This is a genomic window from Streptomyces sp. NPDC002209, from assembly GCF_042890265.1.
Classification (GTDB): Bacteria; Actinomycetota; Actinomycetes; order Streptomycetales; family Streptomycetaceae; genus Streptomyces.
In genome coordinates this window covers 245,630-267,388 of sequence record NZ_JBIARX010000001.1, presented here as the reverse complement: position 1 = coordinate 267,388, position 21,759 = coordinate 245,630, and the positions used below count along the sequence as shown (strand labels likewise).

General features: G+C 72.0%; 24 protein-coding genes. 18 read left to right on the top strand and 6 right to left on the bottom strand.

All coding sequences use genetic code 11. The features are described from left to right. The first annotated feature begins 14 nt into the window (after positions 1–14). Positions 15–3,557, top strand: coding sequence for a DNA polymerase III subunit alpha (gene dnaE / locus ACFYXK_RS01275; RefSeq protein ID WP_389409274.1), 3,543 nt, complete (start codon positions 15–17; stop codon positions 3,555–3,557). Positions 3,558–3,652: 95 nt separating this feature from the next. On the opposite strand, the gene ACFYXK_RS01270 is transcribed toward dnaE, so the two are convergent. Further along, the gene (locus ACFYXK_RS01270) at positions 3,653–3,817 is read right to left on the bottom strand and encodes a hypothetical protein (protein ID WP_389409273.1); all 165 of its coding nucleotides are present in this window, start codon (positions 3,815–3,817) and stop codon (positions 3,653–3,655) included. A gap of 232 nt (positions 3,818–4,049) precedes the next feature. Here ACFYXK_RS01270 and ACFYXK_RS01265 point away from each other — a divergent pair, with 232 nt between their 5' ends. The 4 genes from ACFYXK_RS01265 (at position 4,050) to ACFYXK_RS01250 (ending at position 7,938) form a co-directional block, all read left to right on the top strand. Next, entirely contained in the window at positions 4,050–5,348 is a 1,299-nt protein-coding gene (locus tag ACFYXK_RS01265) for an NYN domain-containing protein (RefSeq protein ID WP_389409272.1), read from the top strand. Between the two features lie 28 nt (positions 5,349–5,376). Beyond that, entirely contained in the window at positions 5,377–6,417 is a 1,041-nt protein-coding gene (locus tag ACFYXK_RS01260; RefSeq protein WP_389409271.1) for an ABC transporter ATP-binding protein, read from the top strand. Continuing rightward, positions 6,414–7,196: an ABC transporter permease gene (locus ACFYXK_RS01255; RefSeq protein WP_389409270.1), complete on the top strand. Its 783-nt coding sequence runs from the start codon at positions 6,414–6,416 to the stop codon at positions 7,194–7,196. Before ACFYXK_RS01260 ends, ACFYXK_RS01255 begins: the two co-directional genes overlap by 4 nt. Before the next feature lie 73 nt (positions 7,197–7,269). Next, a complete protein-coding gene (locus ACFYXK_RS01250) occupies positions 7,270–7,938 on the top strand; it encodes a hypothetical protein (RefSeq protein WP_389409269.1) in 669 nt (222 codons plus the stop codon). Between the two features lie 23 nt (positions 7,939–7,961). On the opposite strand, the gene ybaK is transcribed toward ACFYXK_RS01250, so the two are convergent. The 3 genes from ybaK to ACFYXK_RS01235 form a co-directional block, all read right to left on the bottom strand. Then, positions 7,962–8,453, bottom strand: a complete 492-nt coding sequence (gene ybaK / locus ACFYXK_RS01245; protein ID WP_389409268.1) for a Cys-tRNA(Pro) deacylase — start codon at positions 8,451–8,453, stop codon at positions 7,962–7,964. Between the two features lie 27 nt (positions 8,454–8,480). Beyond that, positions 8,481–9,221, bottom strand: a complete 741-nt coding sequence (locus tag ACFYXK_RS01240; protein ID WP_389409267.1) for an LON peptidase substrate-binding domain-containing protein — start codon at positions 9,219–9,221, stop codon at positions 8,481–8,483. 61 nt (positions 9,222–9,282) lie between these two features. Then, on the bottom strand, positions 9,283–10,881 hold the full coding sequence (locus ACFYXK_RS01235; protein WP_389409266.1) for an oxidoreductase: 1,599 nt from the start codon (positions 10,879–10,881) through the stop codon (positions 9,283–9,285). Positions 10,882–11,006: 125 nt separating this feature from the next. Between ACFYXK_RS01235 and hisD the strand changes: the two genes are divergently transcribed. The 8 genes from hisD to hisF are packed head-to-tail and all read left to right on the top strand — an operon-like array spanning position 11,007 to position 16,726. Then, a complete protein-coding gene (gene hisD / locus ACFYXK_RS01230) occupies positions 11,007–12,329 on the top strand; it encodes a histidinol dehydrogenase (RefSeq protein WP_389409265.1) in 1,323 nt (440 codons plus the stop codon). Continuing rightward, positions 12,326–13,432: a histidinol-phosphate transaminase gene (locus ACFYXK_RS01225; RefSeq protein ID WP_389409264.1), complete on the top strand. Its 1,107-nt coding sequence runs from the start codon at positions 12,326–12,328 to the stop codon at positions 13,430–13,432. The genes hisD and ACFYXK_RS01225 overlap by 4 nt, the downstream gene beginning before the upstream one ends. Further along, the gene (gene hisB / locus ACFYXK_RS01220) at positions 13,429–14,022 is read left to right on the top strand and encodes an imidazoleglycerol-phosphate dehydratase HisB (RefSeq protein ID WP_030155936.1); all 594 of its coding nucleotides are present in this window, start codon (positions 13,429–13,431) and stop codon (positions 14,020–14,022) included. The genes ACFYXK_RS01225 and hisB overlap by 4 nt, the downstream gene beginning before the upstream one ends. 2 nt (positions 14,023–14,024) lie before the next feature. Continuing rightward, positions 14,025–14,192, top strand: a complete 168-nt coding sequence (locus tag ACFYXK_RS01215) for a hypothetical protein (RefSeq protein WP_030871528.1) — start codon at positions 14,025–14,027, stop codon at positions 14,190–14,192. Beyond that, on the top strand, positions 14,189–14,839 hold the full coding sequence (gene hisH / locus ACFYXK_RS01210; protein WP_030871530.1) for an imidazole glycerol phosphate synthase subunit HisH: 651 nt from the start codon (positions 14,189–14,191) through the stop codon (positions 14,837–14,839). The genes ACFYXK_RS01215 and hisH overlap by 4 nt, the downstream gene beginning before the upstream one ends. Then, positions 14,839–15,573 carry a bifunctional 1-(5-phosphoribosyl)-5-((5-phosphoribosylamino)methylideneamino)imidazole-4-carboxamide isomerase/phosphoribosylanthranilate isomerase PriA gene (gene priA / locus ACFYXK_RS01205; protein WP_389409263.1) on the top strand — a complete coding sequence of 245 codons (735 nt, stop codon included), beginning with the start codon at positions 14,839–14,841 and terminating at the stop codon, positions 15,571–15,573. The genes hisH and priA overlap by 1 nt, the downstream gene beginning before the upstream one ends. Beyond that, a complete protein-coding gene (locus ACFYXK_RS01200; protein WP_383508276.1) occupies positions 15,570–15,971 on the top strand; it encodes a RidA family protein in 402 nt (133 codons plus the stop codon). Before priA ends, ACFYXK_RS01200 begins: the two co-directional genes overlap by 4 nt. Continuing rightward, positions 15,971–16,726 carry an imidazole glycerol phosphate synthase subunit HisF gene (gene hisF / locus ACFYXK_RS01195; RefSeq protein WP_389409262.1) on the top strand — a complete coding sequence of 252 codons (756 nt, stop codon included), beginning with the start codon at positions 15,971–15,973 and terminating at the stop codon, positions 16,724–16,726. Before ACFYXK_RS01200 ends, hisF begins: the two co-directional genes overlap by 1 nt. Positions 16,727–16,857: 131 nt before the next feature. Here the strand turns inward: hisF and ACFYXK_RS01190 are convergent, their stop codons facing one another. Together ACFYXK_RS01190 and ACFYXK_RS01185 are read right to left on the bottom strand one after the other, a co-directional pair. Next, entirely contained in the window at positions 16,858–17,304 is a 447-nt protein-coding gene (locus ACFYXK_RS01190) for a hypothetical protein (RefSeq protein ID WP_389409261.1), read from the bottom strand. A gap of 170 nt (positions 17,305–17,474) precedes the next feature. Further along, positions 17,475–18,107 carry a TIGR03085 family metal-binding protein gene (locus ACFYXK_RS01185; protein ID WP_389409260.1) on the bottom strand — a complete coding sequence of 211 codons (633 nt, stop codon included), beginning with the start codon at positions 18,105–18,107 and terminating at the stop codon, positions 17,475–17,477. Between the two features lie 84 nt (positions 18,108–18,191). On the opposite strand from ACFYXK_RS01185, the gene hisI reads away from it, so the two are divergent. From hisI to ACFYXK_RS01160, 5 genes are all read left to right on the top strand, one after another. Further along, on the top strand, positions 18,192–18,554 hold the full coding sequence (gene hisI, locus ACFYXK_RS01180; RefSeq protein WP_053786912.1) for a phosphoribosyl-AMP cyclohydrolase: 363 nt from the start codon (positions 18,192–18,194) through the stop codon (positions 18,552–18,554). 19 nt (positions 18,555–18,573) lie between these two features. Further along, complete coding sequence (locus tag ACFYXK_RS01175; RefSeq protein WP_389409259.1) at positions 18,574–20,064, top strand: anthranilate synthase component I; 1,491 nt, start codon at positions 18,574–18,576, stop codon at positions 20,062–20,064. A 14-nt stretch (positions 20,065–20,078) separates the two neighbouring features. Next, positions 20,079–20,738, top strand: coding sequence for a TIGR02234 family membrane protein (locus tag ACFYXK_RS01170; protein WP_389409258.1), 660 nt, complete (start codon positions 20,079–20,081; stop codon positions 20,736–20,738). A 96-nt stretch (positions 20,739–20,834) separates the two neighbouring features. Beyond that, complete coding sequence (locus ACFYXK_RS01165; protein ID WP_383508294.1) at positions 20,835–21,086, top strand: HGxxPAAW family protein; 252 nt, start codon at positions 20,835–20,837, stop codon at positions 21,084–21,086. 69 nt (positions 21,087–21,155) lie between these two features. Further along, positions 21,156–21,650 carry a DUF2752 domain-containing protein gene (locus tag ACFYXK_RS01160; protein ID WP_389409257.1) on the top strand — a complete coding sequence of 165 codons (495 nt, stop codon included), beginning with the start codon at positions 21,156–21,158 and terminating at the stop codon, positions 21,648–21,650. The last annotated feature ends 109 nt before the right edge of the window (positions 21,651–21,759 follow it).

Here is a 21,759-nt window from a genome sequence, read left to right as displayed (position 1 = left end):
AGGAGCCACCCGCCGTGACCAAGCCGCCGTTCACGCACCTGCACGTCCACACCCAGTACTCGCTGCTGGACGGTGCCGCGCGGCTGAAGGACATGTTCAACGCGTGCAACGAGATGGGCATGACGCACATCGCCATGTCCGACCACGGCAACCTGCACGGCGCGTACGACTTCTTCCACACCGCCCAGAAGGCCGGGGTCACGCCGATCATCGGCATCGAGGCGTACGTGGCCCCCGAGTCCCGGCGCAACAAGCGGCGCATCCAGTGGGGCCAGCCCCACCAGAAGCGCGACGACGTGTCCGGTTCCGGTGGCTACACCCACAAGACGATCTGGGCGGCGAACGCCACCGGGCTGAACAACCTCTTCCGGCTGTCCTCCGACGCGTACGCCGAGGGCTGGCTCACGAAGTGGCCGCGCATGGACAAGGAGACCATCTCCAAGTGGTCGGAGGGCCTGATCGCCTCCACCGGCTGCCCCTCCGGCGAGCTGCAGACCCGCCTTCGCCTCGGCCAGTTCGACGAGGCCCTGAAGTCGGCCGCCGAGTACCAGGACATCTTCGGCAAGGAGCGGTACTTCCTGGAGCTGATGGACCACGGCATCGAGATCGAGCGCCGGGTCCGCGACGGGCTGCTGGAGATCGGCAAGAAGCTCGGCATCCCGCCGCTGGTCACGAACGACTCGCACTACACGTACGCGAGCGAGGCCGGCGCCCACGACGCCCTGCTGTGCATCCAGACCGGCAAGAACCTCTCGGACCCGGACCGCTTCCGCTTCGACGGCTCCGGCTACTACCTGAAGTCGACCGACGAGATGTACGCCATCGACTCCTCGGACGCCTGGCAGGAGGGCTGCGCCAACACGAAGCTGGTCGCGGACCAGATCGACACCGAGGGCATGTTCAAGTTCCGCAACCTCATGCCGAAGTTCGACATCCCGGAGGGGCACACTGAGGTCAGCTGGTTCCGCGAGGAAACCATGCGCGGCATGCACCGCCGCTACCCCGGCGGCATCCCGGACGACCGGATGAAGCAGGCCGAGTACGAGATGGACACGATCATCTCGATGGGCTTCCCCGGCTACTTCCTCGTGGTCGCCGACTTCATCATGTGGGCCAAGAACCAGGGCATCGCGGTGGGCCCGGGCCGAGGCTCCGCGGCCGGCTCGATCGTCGCGTACGCCATGGGCATCACCGACCTCGACCCGCTCACGCACGGTCTGATCTTCGAGCGGTTCCTGAACCCCGAGCGCGTCTCCATGCCCGATGTCGACATCGACTTCGACGAGCGTCGGCGCGTCGAGGTGATCAGGTACGTGACCGAGAAGTACGGCGCCGACAAGGTCGCCATGATCGGCACGTACGGCACCATCAAGGCCAAGAACGCGATCAAGGACTCCGCGCGCGTCCTGGGCTACCCCTACGCCATGGGCGACCGGCTCACCAAGGCGATGCCCGCCGACGTCCTCGGCAAGGGCATCCCGCTCTCCGGCATCCTCGACCCGCAGCACCCCCGCTACGGCGAGGCCGGCGAGATCCGCGGGATGTACGAGAACGAGCCGGACGTGAAGAAGGTCATCGACACCGCCCGCGGTGTGGAGGGCCTGGTCCGCCAGATGGGCGTGCACGCCGCCGGCGTGATCATGTCCAGCGAGACGATCACCGACCACGTACCCGTCTGGGTGCGGCACACCGACGGCGTCACCATCACCCAGTGGGACTACCCGAGCTGCGAATCGCTCGGCCTGCTGAAGATGGACTTCCTCGGCCTGCGCAACCTCACGATCATGGACGACGCCGTCAAGATGGTGAAGGCCAACAAGGGGATCGACATCGATCTCCTGGCCCTGCCGCTCGACGACCCCAAGACCTTCGAACTGCTCGGCCGCGGCGACACCCTCGGCGTCTTCCAGTTCGACGGCGGGCCCATGCGCTCCCTGCTGCGCCTGATGAAGCCCGACAACTTCGAGGACATCTCCGCCGTCTCGGCCCTGTACCGGCCGGGCCCGATGGGCATGAACTCGCACACGAACTACGCCCTGCGCAAGAACAAGCAGCAGGAGATCACCCCGATCCACCCGGAGCTGGAGGGGCCGCTCGAAGAGGTGCTCGCGGTCACCTACGGCCTGATCGTCTACCAGGAGCAGGTCCAGAAGGCCGCCCAGATCATCGCCGGGTACTCGCTCGGCGAGGCCGACATCCTGCGCCGCGTGATGGGCAAGAAGAAGCCCGAGGAGCTGGCGAAGAACTTCGTCATCTTCGAGGAGGGCGCCAGGAGCAAGGGCTTCAGCGACCAGGCGATCAAGGCCCTGTGGGACGTCCTGGTCCCCTTCGCCGGCTACGCCTTCAACAAGGCGCACTCGGCCGCGTACGGCCTGGTCTCCTACTGGACCGCCTACCTCAAGGCGAACTTCCCGGCCGAGTACATGGCCGGCCTGCTCACCTCGGTCAAGGACGACAAGGACAAGTCCGCGATCTACCTGAACGAGTGCCGGCGCATGGGCATCAAGGTGCTCCCGCCGAACGTCAACGAGTCCGAGCCGAACTTCGCCGCCCAGGGCGACGACGTGATCCTCTTCGGCCTCACCGCCGTGCGCAACGTCGGCCAGAACGTCGTCGAGTCGATCATCAAGACCAGGAAGGCAAAGGGGAAGTACTCCACCTTCCCCGACTTCCTGGACAAGGTCGAGGCCGTCGTCTGCAACAAGCGCACCGTCGAGTCGCTGATCAAGGCCGGCGCGTTCGACGAGATGGGCCACACCCGCAAGGGCCTGGTCGCCCACCACGAATCGATGATCGACAACGTGGTCGCGGTCAAGCGCAAGGAGGCCGAGGGACAGTTCGACCTCTTCGGCGGAATGGGTGACGAGGGCGCGAGCGACGAGCCCGGCTTCGGGCTCGACGTCGAGTTCTCGGACGTGGAGTGGGAGAAGTCCTACCTGCTCGCCCAGGAGCGCGAGATGCTCGGCCTGTACGTCTCCGACCACCCGCTGTTCGGCCTGGAGCACGTCCTCTCCGACAAGACGGACGCCGGAATCTCCCAGCTGACCGGCGGCGAGCACTCCGACGGCGCCGTCGTCACCATCGGCGGCATCATCTCGGGCCTCCAGCGCAAGATGACCAAGCAGGGCAACGCCTGGGCCATCGCCACCGTCGAGGACCTCGCCGGATCCATCGAGTGCATGTTCTTCCCCGCGACCTACCAGCTCGTCTCCACGCAGCTGGTCGAGGACACCGTCGTCTTCGTCAAGGGCCGCCTCGACAAGCGCGAGGACGTCCCCCGGCTGGTCGCCATGGAGATGATGGTCCCCGACCTCTCCTCGGCCGGAACGAACGCACCCGTCGTCCTCACCATCCCGACGGTCAAGGTCACTCCTCCGATGGTCACCCGGTTGGGCGAGATCCTTCGCCACCACAAGGGCAACACCGAGGTCCGGATCAAGCTCCAGGGGCCGCGGACCACCACCGTGCTGCGCCTCGACAAGCACCGGGTCCAGCCCGACCCGGCGCTCTTCGGCGACCTCAAGGTGCTCCTCGGGCCGTCCTGCCTGGCCGGATGACGCCGCCCGCAGGGACCTGCGCAGGCAGTCGAACGTGAAGAAGGGCGCGCCCAGAGCTCCGGGCGCGCCCTCGTGCGTGCTGCTCGCAGGAGGCGTCAGTTGTGGCCGAACTTCTTCTGCTTGCCCTTGCGGGCCATGTCCATCGGACTCGGACTGCTGCCCGACGGCTCGGACACGGATTCCGTCGAGCTCTTCGACGGATCCTGCGACGACGAGCGGGGCTGCTTCTGCTCATGCTGGCGGTTCTTGTTCTTGGCCATGGTGGAGCCTCCGTGAGGGTCTAGGGGCCAGGACCGCCTTCACCCTCACACGCCACCACAAACCGCGCATTTTGGATCTTTACTGCGTGTAGCCGGGAACCCCGGTTTCGCAAACGCCCACACGATCCGCCACGCCGATGATCGAGTTCCGGCCGTCAACACCCTTGCGGTCGGGCAGACTCGGGGAACCCGCGACAAACACAGAGGATCCCCAGGGAAGAGGGTGGTACGCGTGGACCGCTGCGTCGTCCTGGTGGACGCCGGCTATCTGCTGGGCGCCGCCGCCAGTCTTCTCGCCGGAGAGCCCTCCCGCTCCCGCATCACCGTGGACCATGCCGCCCTCATCCAGGGCCTGCGCGAGCGGGCCGAGGCCGACACCGAGCAGCCCCTGCTGCGCATCTACTGGTTCGACGGGGCGCCCGACCGGGTGCCCCAGCCCGAGCACCGGCGGCTGCGCGTCATGCCGCGCGTCACCGTCCGCCTCGGCGCCCTGACCCGCAGCGACGGCCGCTGGGCGCAGAAGGGCGTGGACGCCGCGATGCACGCCGAGCTCACCGAGCTGGCCCGCAACCGGGCCTGCTCCGACGTCGTACTGGTCACCGGCGACGGGGACCTGCTGCCCGGCCTGATGTCCGCCAAGGAGCACGGGGTCGCCGTCCACCTGTGGGCCGTCCAGGCCGCCGACGGCGACTACAACCAGTCCGAGGACCTCGTCGCCGAGGCCGACGAACGCCGCGTCCTGGACCGGGCCTGGATCACCCGGGCCGTCCGCGCCAAGGACCTCGCCGGACTGTGCGCACCCCCGCCCGCACCACGCCCCGAGATCGCCGCGATCCTCTCCGCCCCGCTGCCCGAGGCGGCCCTCGCCGAGGCCGCCCGCAGCGCCGGCGGCAACGGCGCCGGAGCCCCCGCCCCCGCCGCGCCCGAGGGCAACGGCGCCCCCGTGCCCGCCCCCGCACCCGGCGGCAAGGCCGTCCCCACGCCCAAGGACCTCGCCGGCTCGCTGCGCGCCCCCGGCCAGCAGGCGGGCCCCTCCGCAGCCCACGCCGCCGCCCAGCAGCCCCCGGCCGGAAGCGCCCTGCGCTGGTCCTCCGACAAGGGCTGGATCGACCGGGCCGGGCCGCTGGGCGAACCCGCCGAGACCGCCTCGCTGCCCACCCTCGCCCAGCTCACCAGCGCCGAGCAGCGCTGGGCCGATCGCGAGGAGGACATCACCACCGTCGGCGGCGACCCCTTCGAGGTCGGCCAGGTCTTCGCGCGGCGCTGGATGGAACGCCTTCCGGAGACCGTCCACCTGCAGAAACTCGCCACGATGTACCCCCGGATCCCCCACCGCATCGACGGGGAGCTGCTGCGCTACGCCGCCCGGTTCGGACTGCTCGCCCACAAGGACGACCAGATCGACGAGCACGACCGCTACGCCATCCGCGCCGGGTTCTGGCGGGAGATCGACGTCCGCGCGGCCGCCGAGCACGTGGCCGCCACCCCCTCCGCCGTGCCCGCCGGGCCGCCGACCCCGGCAGCGGAGTAGGGGCCGAAGCCGCGTAGGCTGCTCCCTCGTGAGTACGGGCACAGCATCAGCACGACCGAGCACGGCAGCGGCCGCGGACGCGGCCTCCGACGTGGTCTGCGTGGTGCGTGACCTGGTCAAGACGTACCCCGCGGTGCGGGGCCGGCGCGGCGCCCCCGCCCTGCCCGAGACCCGGGCCACCGACGGGGTCTGCCTGGACGTCCGGCGCGGCGAGATCTTCGGCCTGCTCGGCCCCAACGGCGCCGGCAAGTCCACCCTGGTCCGCCAGCTCACCGGCCTGCTGCGGCCCGACTCCGGCACCGTGACCCTGCTCGGCCACGACCTCGTACGCCACCCCGAGCGGGCGGCCCGGCTGCTCGCCTACCTGGGGCAGGAGTCCACCGCCCTCGACGAGCTCACGGTGGCGCTGGCCGCCGAGACCACGGGACGGCTGCGCGGGCTCGACGTACGGACGGCGCGGGCCGAGCGGGACGCCGTGCTCGAGGAACTCGGGCTGACCCCGATCGCCGGGCGGCCCCTGAAGAAGCTTTCCGGCGGACAGCGGCGCCTCGCCTGCTTCGCCGCCGCACTGGTGGGGGAGCGGCCCGTGCTGGTCCTCGACGAGCCCACCACCGGCATGGACCCCGTGGCCCGGCGGGCCGTGTGGGCGGCCGTGGACCGGCGCCGCGCCCGGAACGGGGCCACCGTCCTGCTCGTCACGCACAACGTCATCGAGGCCGAGACCGTCCTGGACCGGGTCGCCGTCATCGACCAGGGCCGGGTCATCGCCTGCGACACCCCGGCCGGGCTGAAGGCCCGCGTCTCCGGCGAGGTCCGGCTGGAGCTGGTGTGGCGCACCGCGCCGCCGCTGGACGTACCGGAGGTCGCGGCGCTCGCGCCGGCGGCCGCCGAGGCCGGGCGCCGGTGGGTGCTGCGGCTGGAGCCCGACGAGGCGCGCGCCGCGGTGGCAGCGGTGACCGGCGGGCCGGCCTTCGCGGCCCTCGACGACTTCACGCTGGCGACCCCGAGCCTGGAGGACGTCTACCTCGCGCTGGGCGGGCGTACGACGAAGGGCCTGGTGAAGTCGTGAGCACCACTGCTGTCGGGGCTGCTGTCGGGGTGCTCGCACCGCGCGCGCGGCTCCTGCCGTCACTGGCCGCCGTGTACCGGGCGCAGCTGTCCCGGGCCCGCGTGTCGCGGATCCCGCTGCTGTTCGTCGCCACCTTCCAGTCCGTCGGGATCATGATCCTGATGCGGGGCGTGGTGGACGGCGGCTCGGAGGCCCGGGCCGTGGTCGCGGGCTCGTCCGTCCTGGTCGTCGCCTTCGTCGCGCTGAACCTGCTCGCGCAGTACTTCGGGCAGCTGCGGGCCAGCGGCGGGCTGGACCACTACGCCACGCTGCCCGTGCCGCCCGCCTCGGTGGTGCTGGGTGCGGCCGCCGCGTACGCCTCCTTCACGCTGCCGGGCACGCTGGTGACGGCGGTGTTCGGGTGCCTGCTGTTCGGGCTGCCGATGGGCGGGCTGTGGATCCTGGCCGCGGTGGTGCCGCTGGCCGGGGCCGCGCTGGCGGGGCTGGGCGCGGCGCTGGGGCTGCTGGCGCCGCGCCAGGAGCTGGCCACGCTGGCCGGGCAGCTCGGCATGTCGGCGGCCCTGCTGCTGGGGGTGCTGCCGCCGGAGCGGATGCCGGACGTGATCGTGTGGGCGCGGGACCTGCTGCCGTCGACGTACGGGGTCGAGGCCTTCGCGCGGACGTTCGCGCCGCATCCGGACTGGGCGGCGGTCGGGCTGGACCTCGGGGTGTGCGGAGCGGTGGGGGTCCTCTCGCTGGCCGTGGCGACGTGGGCGTACCGGCGGGCGTCGGTCCGCTGACGGCCTCGACGCCGCCGACGCCGACGCCGAAGCCGCTGACGCCGACGCGCCGGGCACCTGGCACGATGTGGGGGTGACCGAAGCCGTGACCACGCCGTCCCCGTTCGAACCGCCGCTGCCGCCCGGGAAGCCGGGCGGCCCCGCCGCGGGCATCACCCCGGGGGACATCCGCGACGGGGCCGCCGTGGCCCTGGTGACCGCAGTGGCCGGCGTGCTGCTCGGACTGCTGTGGGCGTGGCTGGCGCCGAGGGCGCAGTACGTGTCGAACGGCGAGGCCGTCTTCCTGCGGAGCAGCGAGAGCGAGGCCCGGATAGGGGCCGACGGGACGTTCTTCCTGCTGTCGCTGGGGTTCGGCGTGCTGAGCGCCGTGCTCGTGTTCCTGTGGCGGCGCCGGGGCGGTGTCCCGCTGGTGGTGGGCCTGGTGATCGGGTCCGGCTTCGCCGCGCTGGCGGGGTGGCGGCTCGGGCTGTGGCTCGGGCCGTCGGCGGACGTGGCCGCGGCCGCGCTGAAGGCCGGCAAGGGGGTGCCGTTCGATGCGCCGCTGCAGTTGCTGGCCCGGGGGGTGCTGCTGGTCTGGCCGATGGTCGCCGTGGCCGTCCACCTCGGCCTGACGGCCCTGTGGTCCCCCCAGGACCCGGACCCGGCCGACGCCGCCGACCCCGCCTGGGGGATCTACCCCCCGCCCCACGTCCACGCCTCGCCCCCGCAGGACCCGTCTGCCCCCGAGCCTCCGCGAGGCTGACCGGGCGGCCCGCGCAGCGGGAGCTAGGAGCGGGCGATGGGGGCCACGGTGGCTCCCGTCAGGGCCGTCAGGGTGGCGGGCGGCAGCTCGACCTCCAGGCCGCGGCGGCCCGCCGAGATGCAGATCGTGGCATGGGCCCGCGCCGACTCGTCCACCACCGTCCGGAGCCGCTTGCGCTGCCCCAGCGGGGAGATGCCGCCCCGCACGTACCCCGTCGTGCGTTCCGCCAGCGCCGGGTCGGCCATCGAGGCCCGCTTCCCGGCGACCGCGGTCGCCAGCGCCTTCAGGTCCAGGCTGCCCGACACAGGGACCACCGCCACCGTCAGGACGCCGTCCACGTCCGCGACCAGCGTCTTGAAGACCCGGTCCGGGGACACCCCCATCGCCTGCGCCGCCTCCTCCCCGTACGAGGGGTGCGCCGGGTCGTGCTCGTACGCGTGCACCGTGAACTCGGCCTGCGCCGAGGTGAGCGCCACGATCGCCGGTGTACCGGCCGGAGCCTTCTTCTTCGCCATCGGTCCTTCGCCGTCAGTCCGCTGCGGTCAGTTCGGGCTCGTCGGCGCGCGCGTCAGGTCCACCGCCGGGAGCGACGGCAGGTGGCGGATGACCGCCGTCTCCGCGCGCAGCAGCTTCAGTTCCTCCGCGAGCCGCGTCGCCGTGTCCGGCGCCTGCAGCAGCCGCTGCTTCGCCGGGATGTCCAGCACGGCCGCCGCCGCCACCAGGTACGAGACCACCGACGGCTCGTCCGGCAGGTCCGCAGGCGAGGAGAGCGACCGCTCCCGGGCTCCGGCCAGCCGCTTCTGGTAGTTCCGGAAGGCCCGCAGGACCCCCTCCGCCAACGCGCCCGCGCCCTCGCCCCCGTCCTCCGGGAGCTCCTCCAGCTCCGCGACCAGGTAGGGGCCCGAGGAGTCCACCGACAGCAGGCGCACCCGCGTCGTCCCGGTCGCGAGAACCTCGAAGCTGCCGTCCTCGCGCTCCCGGATCGTCGCCGCGTCCGCGACGCAGCCCACCCGGTGGAAGGCCTGGATCGGGTCCGGGCCGAAGCCCGCCGTCGGGCCGCGCTCGGGCAGGGCCGTCTGGTCCGGCAGGCCGGGCGCGGTCGGTGCGACCTCCCGGCCGTCGCGGATCGCGACGACCGCGAAGCGGCGCGCTTCCTCGTCGCCCGTCTTCAGCAGCTCCCGCATCATGGCGCGATAACGCTCCTCGAAGACGTTCAGCGGGAGGACGAGTCCCGGGAACAGCACCGAGTTCAAGGGGAAGAGGGGCAGGCGAACGGTGGTCACGAGGCACAGGGTAGTGGCCGCGGGCCAGGGCCTGTCACCTCAGTTGTCTCCTGCCCTCCCGTCATCCCCGTCTCAGCAGACGCGAGGCTCCCGCCGCCACCGTCGTCGCAAGGATCCAGCCCAGCAGGACCAGGGCCGCCGAGCCCCACTGCCAGCCGCCCTCCACCTTCCACTGGCCCTCCTGGCCGAGATCGATGACCGGGAGCAGCAGGTCCAGCGCGTACAGCGCCGCCTCCCAGTGCGGGTGTTCGTCCGCCTTGATCGGCGGCGGCTCGTGCCGGGAGAAGAGCAGCGCGCCCGCCGCCCACAGCACCGCCATCCACAGCGCGGCCCGGCCCGGGCGGTACCCGTACGCCACCGTCCAGTCCTGGAGGAACCCCCACGCCTTGAGCGCCGGCGGCAGGGTGGCCCGGCGCCGCCGCTGCTTGGCGAGCAGCACCTCGCGGGCGTCCGCGTCCTCGCCGCTGGTGCGCAGTACGGCGGCCAGCCGTTCGTACGGCTCCGGGGAGTACTCCGGTGTGGCCGCCTCCACCCACGCCAGCCGGCGCGCCAGCGGGAAGTGGCCGCGGGGCGCGAGGTTCTCGTACGCGAACCCCTCGATCGACACGCCGCCCGGGCCGGGCCAGCTGGTGGAGGTGTCGACCAGCTTGACCACCTTCGCCCCCGACAGCACCACCCGCCCCCGCTCCGGCCGCTCGCCGACGAACCGCAGCTCCGGCGTCTGGATCCGGCGCAGCGAGACCTCCTGCTCCTCGGTCAGCGTGAACCGGGCGCCGTAGAAGTCGACCGCGTCGCCGAAGCGGCCGTCGTCCAGCCGCAGCCCGCCCCGGCACTCGAACCGCTGGGCCCGCTGCCCGCGCGTCGGGGTCTGGCCGAGCCCGTACGGGGGAGTGGAGGAGCCGGAGTCGCCGAGGACGTAGTCCAGGGCGATCGACGTCAGGTACAGGGTCCGCTCGACGGTCAGCTGCGGGGCGTTCAGCGCGCGCCGCCCGTACGGGTTGCGCAGCCGCGCCCCGCGCAGGTTCATCGACACGCCGACCTTCGCGCCGCGCAGACTCACCTCCCCGTACGTCTCCAGCAGCTCGCCCTGGAAGTCCTGCGCGACCGACATCCCGTCCGCGGCGATGGCCCGGCCCTTGTTGTCCCGCTGCACCACGGCCTGGCTGATCAGCAGGTCGGTGCCGATCTGCGCGTCGGTCAGCCGGATCCCGCGGGCCACCCGGCAGCGCGGCAGGTGCAGATCGCCCTCCGTGTGCAGCCGGGAGGCGTCCAGCCGGGGTATCGCGCAGTTGACCATGCGCAGGGTGACGAAGCGGGTCTCGGACAGCTGGATCTCACTGTCGAAACGGCAGGACTGGAGTTCGACATAGGGCTGCACGGTGCCCCCGGACAGGTCGAGACGCCCGGTGATCCGTACGCCGCGCAGTTTCAGCGAGGCCACCCGGCCCGGCACCGGCGGCGGCCCGTGGAGCAGCAGCAGCGCCACCACCTGGGCGCGGACGCTGCGCCCGGCGCCCCAGACCCGGTCGCCGTGCGGATTGTCCTCGTCGGCGGCCCGGGCGCTGAGATCGCACACGCTGCCCGTCCGGTACGCCTGCCACATCCGGCGTTCGGGATCGGTGAGATCCGCGGGCTCCTCGCCCGGCCGTGCCTCCGCCATGGCGGCCCCCCTCCGCTGCGCATACGTGTACGGGGAACGCTAGTGGGCGGCGGTGACATCCGGGGCGTGTATCAGCCAGTGATACAGGCGGACGGTGGCGGGAGGCGGTCTGAGAGAATTGGGAGGTGATCTCTCGTATCGACCTGCGCGGTGACGCCCTCCCCGAGGGCGGCGCCCTGCGCGATCTGCTGCCCCGTGCCGAGTTCGACGTAGAAGCTGCCCTGGAGAAGGTGCGGCCCATCTGCGAGGACGTCCATCATCGTGGCACGGCGGCGCTGATCGAGTACGCGCAGAAGTTCGACGGCGTGGAGCTCTCGCAGGTCAGGGTTCCTGCCGAGGCGCTCAAGAGCGCGCTCGACGAGCTCGACCCGGCCGTCCGCGCGGCCCTCGAGGAGTCCATCCGGCGCGCCCGGATCGTGCACCGCGAGCAGCGCCGCACCGAGCACACCACCCAGGTGGTCCCCGGCGGCACCGTGACCGAGAAGTGGGTTCCGGTCGAGCGCGTGGGCCTGTACGCGCCCGGCGGCCGCTCCGTGTACCCGTCGTCCGTCGTCATGAACGTCGTCCCGGCGCAGGAGGCGGGCGTCGAGTCGATCGCGCTCGCGTCCCCGCCGCAGAAGGAGTTCGGCGGCCTGCCGCACCCGACGATCCTCGCCGCGTGCGCGCTGCTCGGCGTGGACGAGGTGTACGCGGCCGGCGGCGCCGTCGCCGTCGCGATGTTCGCGTACGGCACGGAGGACTGCCTCCCCGTCAACATGGTGACCGGCCCCGGCAACATCTGGGTCGCCGCCGCCAAGCGCTACTTCACCGGCCGGATCGGCATCGACACCGAGGCCGGCCCGACCGAGATCGCGGTCCTCGCGGACTCCACGGCCGACCCGGTGCACGTCGCCGCCGACCTGATCAGCCAGGCCGAGCACGACCCGCTGGCCGCCGCCGTGCTCGTCACGGACTCCGAGGAGCTCGCGGCCGCCGTCGAGCGCGAGCTCGAGCCGCAGGTCGCGGCCACCAAGCACGTCGAGGACCGGATCAAGCCCGCGCTCGCGGGCAAGCAGTCCGCGATCGTGCTGGTCGACAGCCTGGAGGACGGCCTCAAGGTCGTCGACGCGTACGGCGCCGAGCACCTGGAGATCCAGACCGCCGACGCCGCGGCCTGGGCGGCCCGGGTCCGCAACGCCGGTGCGATCTTCGTCGGCCCGTGGGCCCCGGTCTCGCTCGGCGACTACTGCGCCGGGTCGAACCACGTGCTGCCCACCGGCGGCTGCGCCTGCCACTCGTCGGGCCTGTCCGTGCAGTCCTTCCTGCGCGGCATCCACATCGTCGACTACACGCGGGACGCCCTCGCCGAGGTCACCCACCACGTGGTGACGCTGGCCGAGGCCGAGGACCTGCCGGCGCACGGCGCGGCCCTCAAGGCCCGCTTCGGGTGGAAGGTTCCCGGCCAGTGACCGGCATCGACGACCTCCCCATCCGCGACGAGCTGCGCGGCAAGACCCCGTACGGCGCCCCGCAGCTCGACGTGCCCGTCCAGCTGAACACCAACGAGAACCCGTACGAGCTCCCCGAGGAGCTGGTGCGGCGCATCGCCGAGCGCGTCTCCGAGGCCGCCCGCACCCTCAACCGCTACCCCGACCGGGACGCGGTGGAGCTGCGGACCGCCCTGGCCGCGTACCTCACCCGTACCGGCAAGCACCCGGTCGCGCGGGAGAACGTATGGGCCGCCAACGGCTCCAACGAGGTCATCCAGCAGCTGCTGCAGACCTTCGGCGGGCCCGGCCGCACCGCGATCGGCTTCGAGCCCTCGTACTCCATGCACGCGCTGATCGCCCGGGGCACCGGGACGGGCTGGATCTCCGGCCCGCGCCGGGACGACTTCACGATCGACGTGGAGGCGGCCGAGCAGGCCATCGCCGAGAACGCGCCCGACGTCGTCTTCATCACCTCGCCCAACAACCCCACGGGTACCGCGGTCGAGGCGGAGACGGTCCTCGCCCTCTACGAGGCCGCGCAGGCGGCCAAGCCTTCCCTGGTCATCGTGGACGAGGCGTACGTCGAGTTCAGCCACCGGGACTCCCTCCTGCCGCTGATCGAGGGCCGCCCGAACATGGTGGTCTCCCGGACCATGTCCAAGGCCTTCGGCGCCGCCGGTCTGCGCCTGGGCTACCTGGCCGCGCACCCGGCCGTGGTCGACGCCGTCCAGCTCGTACGCCTGCCGTACCACCTGTCGGCCGTCACCCAGGCGACCGCACTGGCCGCCCTGGAGCACACCGACACCCTGCTCGGCTACGTCGAGCAGCTCAAGGCCGAACGGGACCGCCTCGTCACCGAGCTGCGGGCGATCGGCTTCGAGGTCACCGAGTCCGACGCGAACTTCATCCAGTTCGGGAAGTTCGAGGACTCGCACACCGCCTGGCAGAAGATCCTCGACCAGGGTGTCCTGGTCAGGGACAACGGCGTACCGGGCTGGCTGCGGGTCACCGCCGGCACCCCGGCCGAGAACGACGCGTTCCTGGAAGCGGTTCGCGCACTGAAGAAGGAGCAGCACGCATGAGCCGCATCGGACGGGTCGAACGGACCACGAAGGAGACCTCGGTCCTCGTCGAGATAAACCTCGACGGCACCGGCAAGGTCGACGTCTCGACGGGCGTGGGCTTCTACGACCACATGCTCGACCAGCTCGGCCGCCACGGCCTCTTCGACCTCACGGTCAAGACGGACGGCGACCTGCACATCGACAGCCACCACACCATCGAGGACACCGCCCTCGCGCTCGGCGCCGCCTTCAAGCAGGCCCTCGGCGACAAGGTCGGCATCTACCGCTTCGGCAACTGCACCGTGCCGCTCGACGAGTCCCTCGCCCAGGTGACCGTCGACCTGTCGGGCCGCCCCTACCTCGTGCACACCGAGCCCGAGAACATGGCGCCGATGATCGGCGAGTACGACACGACGATGACCCGGCACATCTTCGAGTCGTTCGTCGCCCAGGCCCAGATCGCCCTGCACATCCACGTCCCGTACGGCCGCAACGCCCACCACATCGTGGAGTGCCAGTTCAAGGCCCTCGCGCGCGCCCTGCGCTACGCGGCGGAGTTCGACCCGCGCGCCGCCGGAATCCTGCCCTCCACGAAGGGCGCCCTCTAGCCGTGAACGGCCTGAACACCATCCTGATCGTCCTCGGCCTCTTCCTGGCCGGAGGCGTCTACTCCTTCCAGAAGCAGAAGATGCCCAAGTCGGTCATCATCCTGCTCGCCATCGGCTCCGCGATGTGCCTCGCCGCCGGAGTCCTGCGGATCCAGGGGATTTGGGAATGAGCGCAGCCCGACCGACCAAGACGGTCGTGGTCTTCGACTACGGCTTCGGAAACGTACGTTCCGCCGAGCGCGCGCTGGCGCGGGTCGGGGCGGACGTCGAGATCACCCGCGACTACGACAAGGCCATGGACGCCGACGGGCTGCTCGTGCCCGGTGTCGGGGCCTTCTCGGCCTGCATGCGGGGACTCAAGGACGCCCGCGGCGACTGGATCATCGGCCGCCGGCTCTCCGGCGGACGGCCCGTCATGGGCATCTGCGTCGGCATGCAGATCCTCTTCGAGCGCGGCATCGAGCACGGCGTGGAGACGGAGGGCCTCGACGAGTGGCCCGGCACCGTCGAGCCGCTGCGCGCCCCGATCGTGCCCCACATGGGCTGGAACACCGTGGACGCCCCGGCCGACAGCCAGGCCTTCAAGGGGCTGGACGCCGACTCCCGGTTCTACTTCGTGCACTCGTACGCGGTCCGCGACTGGAGCCTGGAGGTCACCAACCCCGCGATCCGCGCCCCCCGGGTCACCTGGGCCACGCACGGCGAGCCCTTCGTCGCGGCGGTGGAGAACCGGGCCCTGTGGGCCACCCAGTTCCACCCCGAGAAGTCCGGCGACGCCGGCGCCCAGCTCCTCACCAACTGGATCGAGACCCTCTGATGACCGCCAGCAAGCTCGAACTGCTGCCTGCCGTCGACGTCCGCGACGGCCAGGCCGTCCGCCTCGTACACGGAGTGTCCGGCAGCGAGACCTCCTACGGCTCCCCGCTCGACGCGGCCCTCGCCTGGCAGGCCTCCGGTGCCGAATGGCTGCACCTCGTCGACCTGGACGCCGCCTTCGGAACCGGCGACAACCGTGCCCTGGTCGCCGAGATCACCGGCGCCATGGACATCAAGGTCGAGCTGTCCGGCGGCATCCGCGACGACGCCTCGCTCGCCGCCGCGCTCGCCACCGGCTGCACCCGCGTCAACCTCGGCACCGCCGCCCTGGAGACCCCCGAGTGGGCCGCCAAGGCCATCGCCGAGCACGGCGACAAGATCGCCATCGGCCTCGACGTACGCGGCACCACCCTCAAGGGCCGCGGCTGGACCAGCGAGGGCGGGGACCTCTACGAGACCCTCGCGCGACTGGACTCCGAGGGCTGCGCCCGGTACGTCGTCACCGACATCGGCAAGGACGGCACGCTGACCGGCCCCAACCTGGAGCTGCTGAAGAACGTCTGCGCCGCCACCGACCGGCCGGTCGTGGCCTCCGGCGGCATCTCCTCGCTGGACGACCTGCGGGCGCTGTCCGAGCTGGTGCCGCTGGGCGTCGAGGGCGCGATCGTGGGCAAGGCCCTGTACGCCAAGGCCTTCACCCTGGAAGAGGCCCTGCGGGTGGTGTCCGGCTCATGAGCAGTGCTGGTGAGGTCCGCCGCATCTCGTCGGGCGGCCCGTGGGAGGAGGCCGTGGGGTACTCCCGCGCCGTGGAGCTGCCGAACGGGCTCGTGCTCGTCTCCGGCTGCACCTCCGTCGTCGACGGCAAGATCGTGGCCGGCGGCCCGTACGAGCAGACCGCCAACTCCTTCCGCGTCGCGATCGACGCGCTGAAGCAGGTCGGCCTGGGTGCGGAGCACGTGGTCCGGACCCGGATGTACATCACCCATGCGAGGGACGTGGACGAGGTGGGCCGCGCCCACAAGGAGCTCTTCGACTCCGTCCGCCCCGCCGCCTCCATGATCATCGTCTCCGGTTTCATCGACCCCAGCCTGGTCGTCGAGGTCGAGGTCGAAGCCTTCCGAGGGGAGTCCTGATGTCGCTCGCCGTACGAGTGATCCCCTGCCTGGACGTGGACAACGGCCGCGTCGTCAAGGGTGTCAACTTCCAGAACCTGCGCGACGCGGGTGACCCGGTGGAGATGGCCAAGCTGTACGACGCCGAGGGCGCCGACGAGCTGACCTTCCTCGACATCACCGCGTCGTCCGGGAACCGCGAGACCACCTACGACGTGGTGCGGCGGACCGCCGAGCAGGTCTTCATCCCGCTGACCGTGGGCGGCGGCGTCCGCACCGCGGAGGACGTGGACAAGCTGCTGCGGGCCGGCGCCGACAAGGTGGGCGTCAACACCGCCGCCATCGCGCGGCCGGAGCTGATCCAGGAGATCGCGGAGCGTTTCGGGCGGCAGGTCCTGGTCCTGTCCGTCGACGCCCGCCGCACGCCGACCGGCTCCTTCGAGGTGACCACGCACGGCGGCCGCCGGGGCACCGGCATCGACGCCGTCGAGTGGGCGCACCGGGCGGCCGAACTGGGCGCCGGGGAGATCCTGCTGAACTCGATGGACGCGGACGGCACGAAGGACGGGTACGACACCGAGATGATCGCTGCCGTGCGGAAGCACGTCACGGTGCCGGTGATCGCCTCGGGCGGTGCCGGCAGGCTGGAGCACTTCGCCCCGGCGATCGCGGCCGGCGCCGATGCGGTGCTCGCGGCCTCGGTGTTCCACTTCGGCGACCTGCGGATCGGCGAGGTCAAGGAGACCCTGCGCGAGGCGGGCCACCCCGTCCGCTGACCGTCGCCGGGCCGCACCGGCCGGGACGACGCCGGGGGGATCGCCCCCGGTCCCCGGCCGGGCGGCAGGCGCTCGGAGACGACGCAGGGGTGACGTGCCGATCAGGCCGGGCTCTGATCGGCAGGACACCTCTAGCGGAAGTCGTCGAACGAGTCGGAGTCGTCCTCCTGCTCCGGCGTCTGCGGAGTCTGCGGCTTCTCCTGCTTGTCCGCCTCCTGCCTGCCCGTCTGCCCCTGCTCGCGCACCTGACGGAAGACCACCGCGGCGGCGTGGAAGTCGCCGGCCTTGTCGCCCGGCTGGAGGGTGGCGACCGGCTCGCCCCCGCAGTCCGCGTCCTCGAACAGCAGGGCCTCCGAGTCGGTCCTGTTCACGGCTTCGACGACCATCGTCGAGGCGGACGGCAGCGCGTGACACGCGTCCGCGCCGGCGTCCTTGAGCTGGGCGTTCTTCTCGGTGTTGTTCTGGTCCATGTAGACGTAGTCGAGGGCCTTGCCGTCGTCGGCGAACGCCTGGGCTCCGGCGGGGAGGACCAGTGCGAGGGCTCCGGCGAGCGCGGCTGCAGTGGTGCGAAGACGCATGGGGGTTTCCGTTCCTTCCACGGTGACGACACCGAACCGGTCGGCATCCGTGACGGAGCGTAGGGAGGGGTTGGGCTGCAGAAACCTTTCCCTCCGGGGCGCCATGCCGTTTTCACCGGCCCGGCGGAACCGGCGCTCCGCGGCGCCCGCCCCGCCCCGCCTCCCGTGCCTCAGATGCCGAGCTTCGCCGTCGTCAGTTTGGCGACGGCTTCCTTCGGGCCGTCCAGTTCCACCGCGGCGGCCTCCTGGCGGCCGAAGCAGAAGAGGATCAGCTCGCCCGGTTCGCCGGTGACCGTCACCACCGGGGTGCCCTTGTGGGCGACCGCCGTCTGCCCGTTCGGGCGGCGCAGCACCATGCCCACCGGGGAGCGGCGGCCCGTCAGGCGGGCCAGCTTCTCCAGGCGGGACCACAGGGCGTCCGAGAACACCGGGTCCAGCTGGCGCGGCGACCAGTCCGGCTGGGCGCGGCGCACGTCCTCCGCGTGGACGTAGAACTCCACCGCGTTCGCCGCCTCGTCGATCTGCTTCAGCGCGTACAGGGACATCTTCGGCGGGCCGGTCCGGATCAGCTGGATCAGCTCCTCGTACGGCTTGGCCGTGTACTCGGCCATCGCCTTGTCCAGCCGGTCCTTCAGGACGTTCAGCAGCAGGCCGCCGGCCGCGTCCGGGCGACGTTCCCGGACCACCACGTGCGCCGCCAGCTCCCGGGCCCGCCAGCCGTCGCACAGCGTCGGCGCCTCCGGCCCGGCCGCCTCCAACAGGTCCGCCAGCAGCAGGCGTTCACGCTTCGCATGGGTAGACATGGGGGCCACCCTACGGCCGGAACCCGGCCCGTGCCCGCTCATCAGGCGGACGGTGATCCGTCACCGCCGCCCGGGCGCGGCACAATGGCCCCCATGAGTACGTCCTCCCTCGACCCCGCCATCGCCGCCCGGCTCAAGCGCTCCGCCGACGGCCTGGTTCCCGCCATCGCCCAGCAGTACGACACCGGTGAGGTGCTCATGCTCGGCTGGATGGACGACGAGGCCTTGCACCGCACCCTGACCACCGGCCGCTGCACCTACTGGTCCCGCAGCCGCCAGGAGTACTGGGTGAAGGGGGACACTTCCGGCCACTTCCAGCACGTGAAGTCCGTCGCCCTCGACTGCGACGCCGACACCCTCCTCGTCAAGGTCGACCAGGTCGGCGCCGCCTGCCACACGGGCGCCCGTACGTGCTTCGACGCCGATGTCCTTCCGCTGGCCGAATAGGCAGTTAGGGTCCCAAGCCATGGATCTTGAGACGTTCCGCAAGCTCGCGGCGGACCGCCGCGTCATCCCCGTGAGCCGCAAGCTGCTGGCCGACGGCGACACCCCCGTCGGGCTCTACCGCAAGCTGGCCGCCGAACGCCCGGGCACCTTCCTCCTGGAGTCCGCCGAGAACGGCCGCTCCTGGTCCCGCTACTCCTTCGTCGGCGTACGCAGCGACTCCACGCTGACCGTCCGCGACGGACAGGCGCACTGGATCGGGACCCCGCCCGTCGGCGTCCCCACCGGCGGCGACCCGCTCGAGGCCCTGCGCGCCACCGTCCAGACCCTGCACACGCCCCGGGACCTCGCGGGCGGCATGCCGCCCTTCACCGGCGGCATGGTCGGCTACCTCGGCTACGACATCGTGCGCCGCCTGGAGCGCATCGGCGAGCACACCGCCGACGACCTGGAGCTGCCCGAGCTGACCATGCTGCTCACCTCCGACCTGGCGGTCATGGACCACTGGGACGGCACCGTCCAGCTCATCGCCAACGCCATCAACCACAACGACCTCGACACCGGCGTGGACGAGGCGTACGCGGACGCGGTGGCCCGGCTCGACGCGATGGAGGCCGACCTGGCCCGGCCCGCGCCGTACACGCCCACGCCGCTGCCCGCCTCCGAGCTGCCGGAGTTCTCGGCCCTGTGGGGCGGCGAGAAGTACCAGGACGCCGTCGAGGACATCAAGGAGCGGATCCGGGCCGGCGAGGCCTTCCAGGTGGTGCCATCGCAGCGGTTCGAGACCCCCTGCAAGGCCTCCGCGCTGGACGTCTACCGGGTGCTGCGGGCCACCAACCCGTCCCCGTACATGTACCTCTTCCGCTTCGAGAACGGCTTCGACGTCGTCGGGTCCAGCCCCGAGGCCCTGGTCAAGGTCGAGGACGGGCGGGCGATGGTCCACCCGATCGCCGGCACCCGCCACCGCGGGGCCACCCCGCAGGAGGACCACGAGCTCGCCGAGGAGCTGCTGGCCGACCCCAAGGAGCGCGCCGAGCACCTGATGCTCGTCGACCTGGGCCGCAACGACCTGGGCCGGGTCTGCGAGCCGGGATCGGTCGAGGTCGTCGACTTCATGTCGATCGAGCGGTACTCGCACGTCATGCACATCGTCTCCACCGTCACCGGCCGCGTCGCCGAGGGCAGGACCGCCTTCGACGTGCTCACCGCCTGCTTCCCGGCCGGCACCCTCTCGGGCGCGCCCAAGCCCCGCGCCATGCAGATCATCGAGGAGCTCGAACCCTCCCGCCGCGGCCTGTACGGCGGCTGCGTCGGCTACCTCGACTTCGCCGGGGACTCCGACACGGCCATCGCCATCCGCACCGCGCTGCTGCGCGACGGCACGGCGTACGTCCAGGCCGGCGCGGGGGTCGTCGCGGACTCGGTGCCCGAGCTGGAGGACAACGAGTGCCGCAACAAGGCGGCCGCCGTCCTGCGCGCGGTGGGAGCGGCGAACCGGCTGAACGGCTCGTGACGGCGTAGGGGATAGTGGGGTACGTGAGTGCCGTACCCCCACCCCGAAACGACACCGACGCCCCCTCCGCCGCCGCGGACGGCAGCGACAGCCGCGGCGGCCGCCGCAGCGTGGCCGCCGCCCTGCTGCTCGGCGCGCTCGGTGCCACCGTCGTCCTGCTCGCCTCCGGCCGCGTCTGGGCCCGGGGCACCGCCGCCGTGGGGGGCGGCGCGCTGCCGCTGACCGCGGACGGGCGGGCCGTGACCGGGCTCCCGGCGGCCCTGGCCATCGTGGGCCTCGCGGCCCTGGTGGCCGTGTTCGCCGTACGCGGCAGGAGCCGGCTGCTGGTCTCCGGGCTGCTCGCGCTGAGCGGCCTGGGCGCGGCGCTCTCCGCGGTGCTGGCCGCCGACGACCGGCAGGCGCTGGACGCGCAGGCCGCCCGTACGACCGCGGACACCGCGGCGCAGGTGGGGGCGCTGACGCACACGGCCTGGCCGTACGTCACGGCCGCCGGCGCGGCCCTGATCCTGGCCGCCGGACTGCTGGCCCTGCGCTTCGGCCGCAGCTGGCCGGCGATGGGCGGCCGCTACGAGCGGGACGGCAGCCCCCGGACCCGCAAGGCGGCGTCGGTGGACCCCGACCGGCCGGAGGACCTGTGGAAGGCCCTGGACCGCGGCGAGGACCCGACCCGCTGACCGTGCACCGCGCCCGGTGCGGGACAATGGGCACCGAGTTCGACGCAGACCGCGATTTCCGAACAGCACAGCGACAGAGCAAACGAGGAGCAACTCATGGCGGGCACTAACCACGGACACACCCCGGCCGCCTGGACCGGTGTCATCATCGCCTTCATCGGTTTCTGCATCTCCGGCGCGTTCATGGTGCTCGCGAACCCGCTCGGGTTCTGGGCCGGTCTCGTCGTCGTCGCGCTCGGCGGTGTGGTGGGCCTGGCGATGAAGGCCGCGGGCATGGGTGCGCCGAAGGCCGCCCACGAGGACCTGGCCGTGGTCATCGCCGCCAACAAGGCCGCCGCCAAGGTCTGACCGCCGCCGAGGGGTGAGCACCCCGTACACCTTCGAAAGGCGCGGCCCCGTCGGGCTGCGCCTTTTGTCATGAGCGGAGAGAATCAGCGGGTGGACGACGCCTCACGCACCCCCTTCGCGGTACCCGGGCCCGCGCAGCGGCCCGGCGGACCCGCGCCGGCGCAGAGCCGTGCGCGGCGGCTGGCCGGGCCGGCGCTCACGCTGGCCTCGGCGGCGCTGGCCTTTGCGTACGTGGGGGCCGTGGATCCCAATGAACCCGGCCACTATCCGGTCTGCCCGCTCTTTCGCCTGACCGGAATTCTGTGCCCCGGATGTGGCGGGCTGCGCAGTGCGCATGCGTTCGCCCACGGCGATCTGATCACCGCTTTCGGGGCAAATGCCCTGGCCGTCGTCGGCTACTTCGTCTTCGCCGGCTTCATGGCCGTGTGGCTGGTTCGCGCCTACCGCGGCCGCCCGGCCCCGCGCTTCGCCCTGCGGGGGCCCCACTGGTGGGCCGTCGGGGTGCTGGCCTTGGTTTTCGTGGTGGTCCGAAACCTGCCGTTCGGATCCGCCCTGGCCCCCTGAGGCCCGTATCCGGCCTGCCCGGGGCCCATATGAATCCCGGATTCCGAATGTCCAGCGATTGGGACGTCGTCAACCGCGTGCGGAGCGCAAGGCCTCCTGCGGATACCAT

What these genes read in the sequence shown, in the direction of transcription:
- ACFYXK_RS01270 (WP_389409273.1), bottom strand. Translation starts at nt 3,817, where the DNA reads ATGGCCAAGAACAAGAACCGCCAGCATGAGCAGAAGCAGCCCCGCTCG.
- ybaK (WP_389409268.1), bottom strand. Translation starts at nt 8,453, where the DNA reads ATGGCGAAGAAGAAGGCTCCGGCCGGTACACCGGCGATCGTGGCGCTC.
- ACFYXK_RS01235 (WP_389409266.1), bottom strand. Translation starts at nt 10,881, where the DNA reads ATGGCGGAGGCACGGCCGGGCGAGGAGCCCGCGGATCTCACCGATCCC.
- hisB (WP_030155936.1), top strand. Translation starts at nt 13,429, where the DNA reads ATGAGCCGCATCGGACGGGTCGAACGGACCACGAAGGAGACCTCGGTC.
- hisH (WP_030871530.1), top strand. Translation starts at nt 14,189, where the DNA reads ATGAGCGCAGCCCGACCGACCAAGACGGTCGTGGTCTTCGACTACGGC.
- priA (WP_389409263.1), top strand. Translation starts at nt 14,839, where the DNA reads ATGACCGCCAGCAAGCTCGAACTGCTGCCTGCCGTCGACGTCCGCGAC.
- ACFYXK_RS01200 (WP_383508276.1), top strand. Translation starts at nt 15,570, where the DNA reads ATGAGCAGTGCTGGTGAGGTCCGCCGCATCTCGTCGGGCGGCCCGTGG.
- hisF (WP_389409262.1), top strand. Translation starts at nt 15,971, where the DNA reads ATGTCGCTCGCCGTACGAGTGATCCCCTGCCTGGACGTGGACAACGGC.
- ACFYXK_RS01190 (WP_389409261.1), bottom strand. Translation starts at nt 17,304, where the DNA reads ATGCGTCTTCGCACCACTGCAGCCGCGCTCGCCGGAGCCCTCGCACTG.
- ACFYXK_RS01185 (WP_389409260.1), bottom strand. Translation starts at nt 18,107, where the DNA reads ATGTCTACCCATGCGAAGCGTGAACGCCTGCTGCTGGCGGACCTGTTG.
- hisI (WP_053786912.1), top strand. Translation starts at nt 18,192, where the DNA reads ATGGCCCCCATGAGTACGTCCTCCCTCGACCCCGCCATCGCCGCCCGG.
- ACFYXK_RS01175 (WP_389409259.1), top strand. Translation starts at nt 18,574, where the DNA reads ATGGATCTTGAGACGTTCCGCAAGCTCGCGGCGGACCGCCGCGTCATC.
- ACFYXK_RS01165 (WP_383508294.1), top strand. Translation starts at nt 20,835, where the DNA reads ATGGCGGGCACTAACCACGGACACACCCCGGCCGCCTGGACCGGTGTC.
- ACFYXK_RS01160 (WP_389409257.1), top strand. Translation starts at nt 21,156, where the DNA reads ATGAGCGGAGAGAATCAGCGGGTGGACGACGCCTCACGCACCCCCTTC.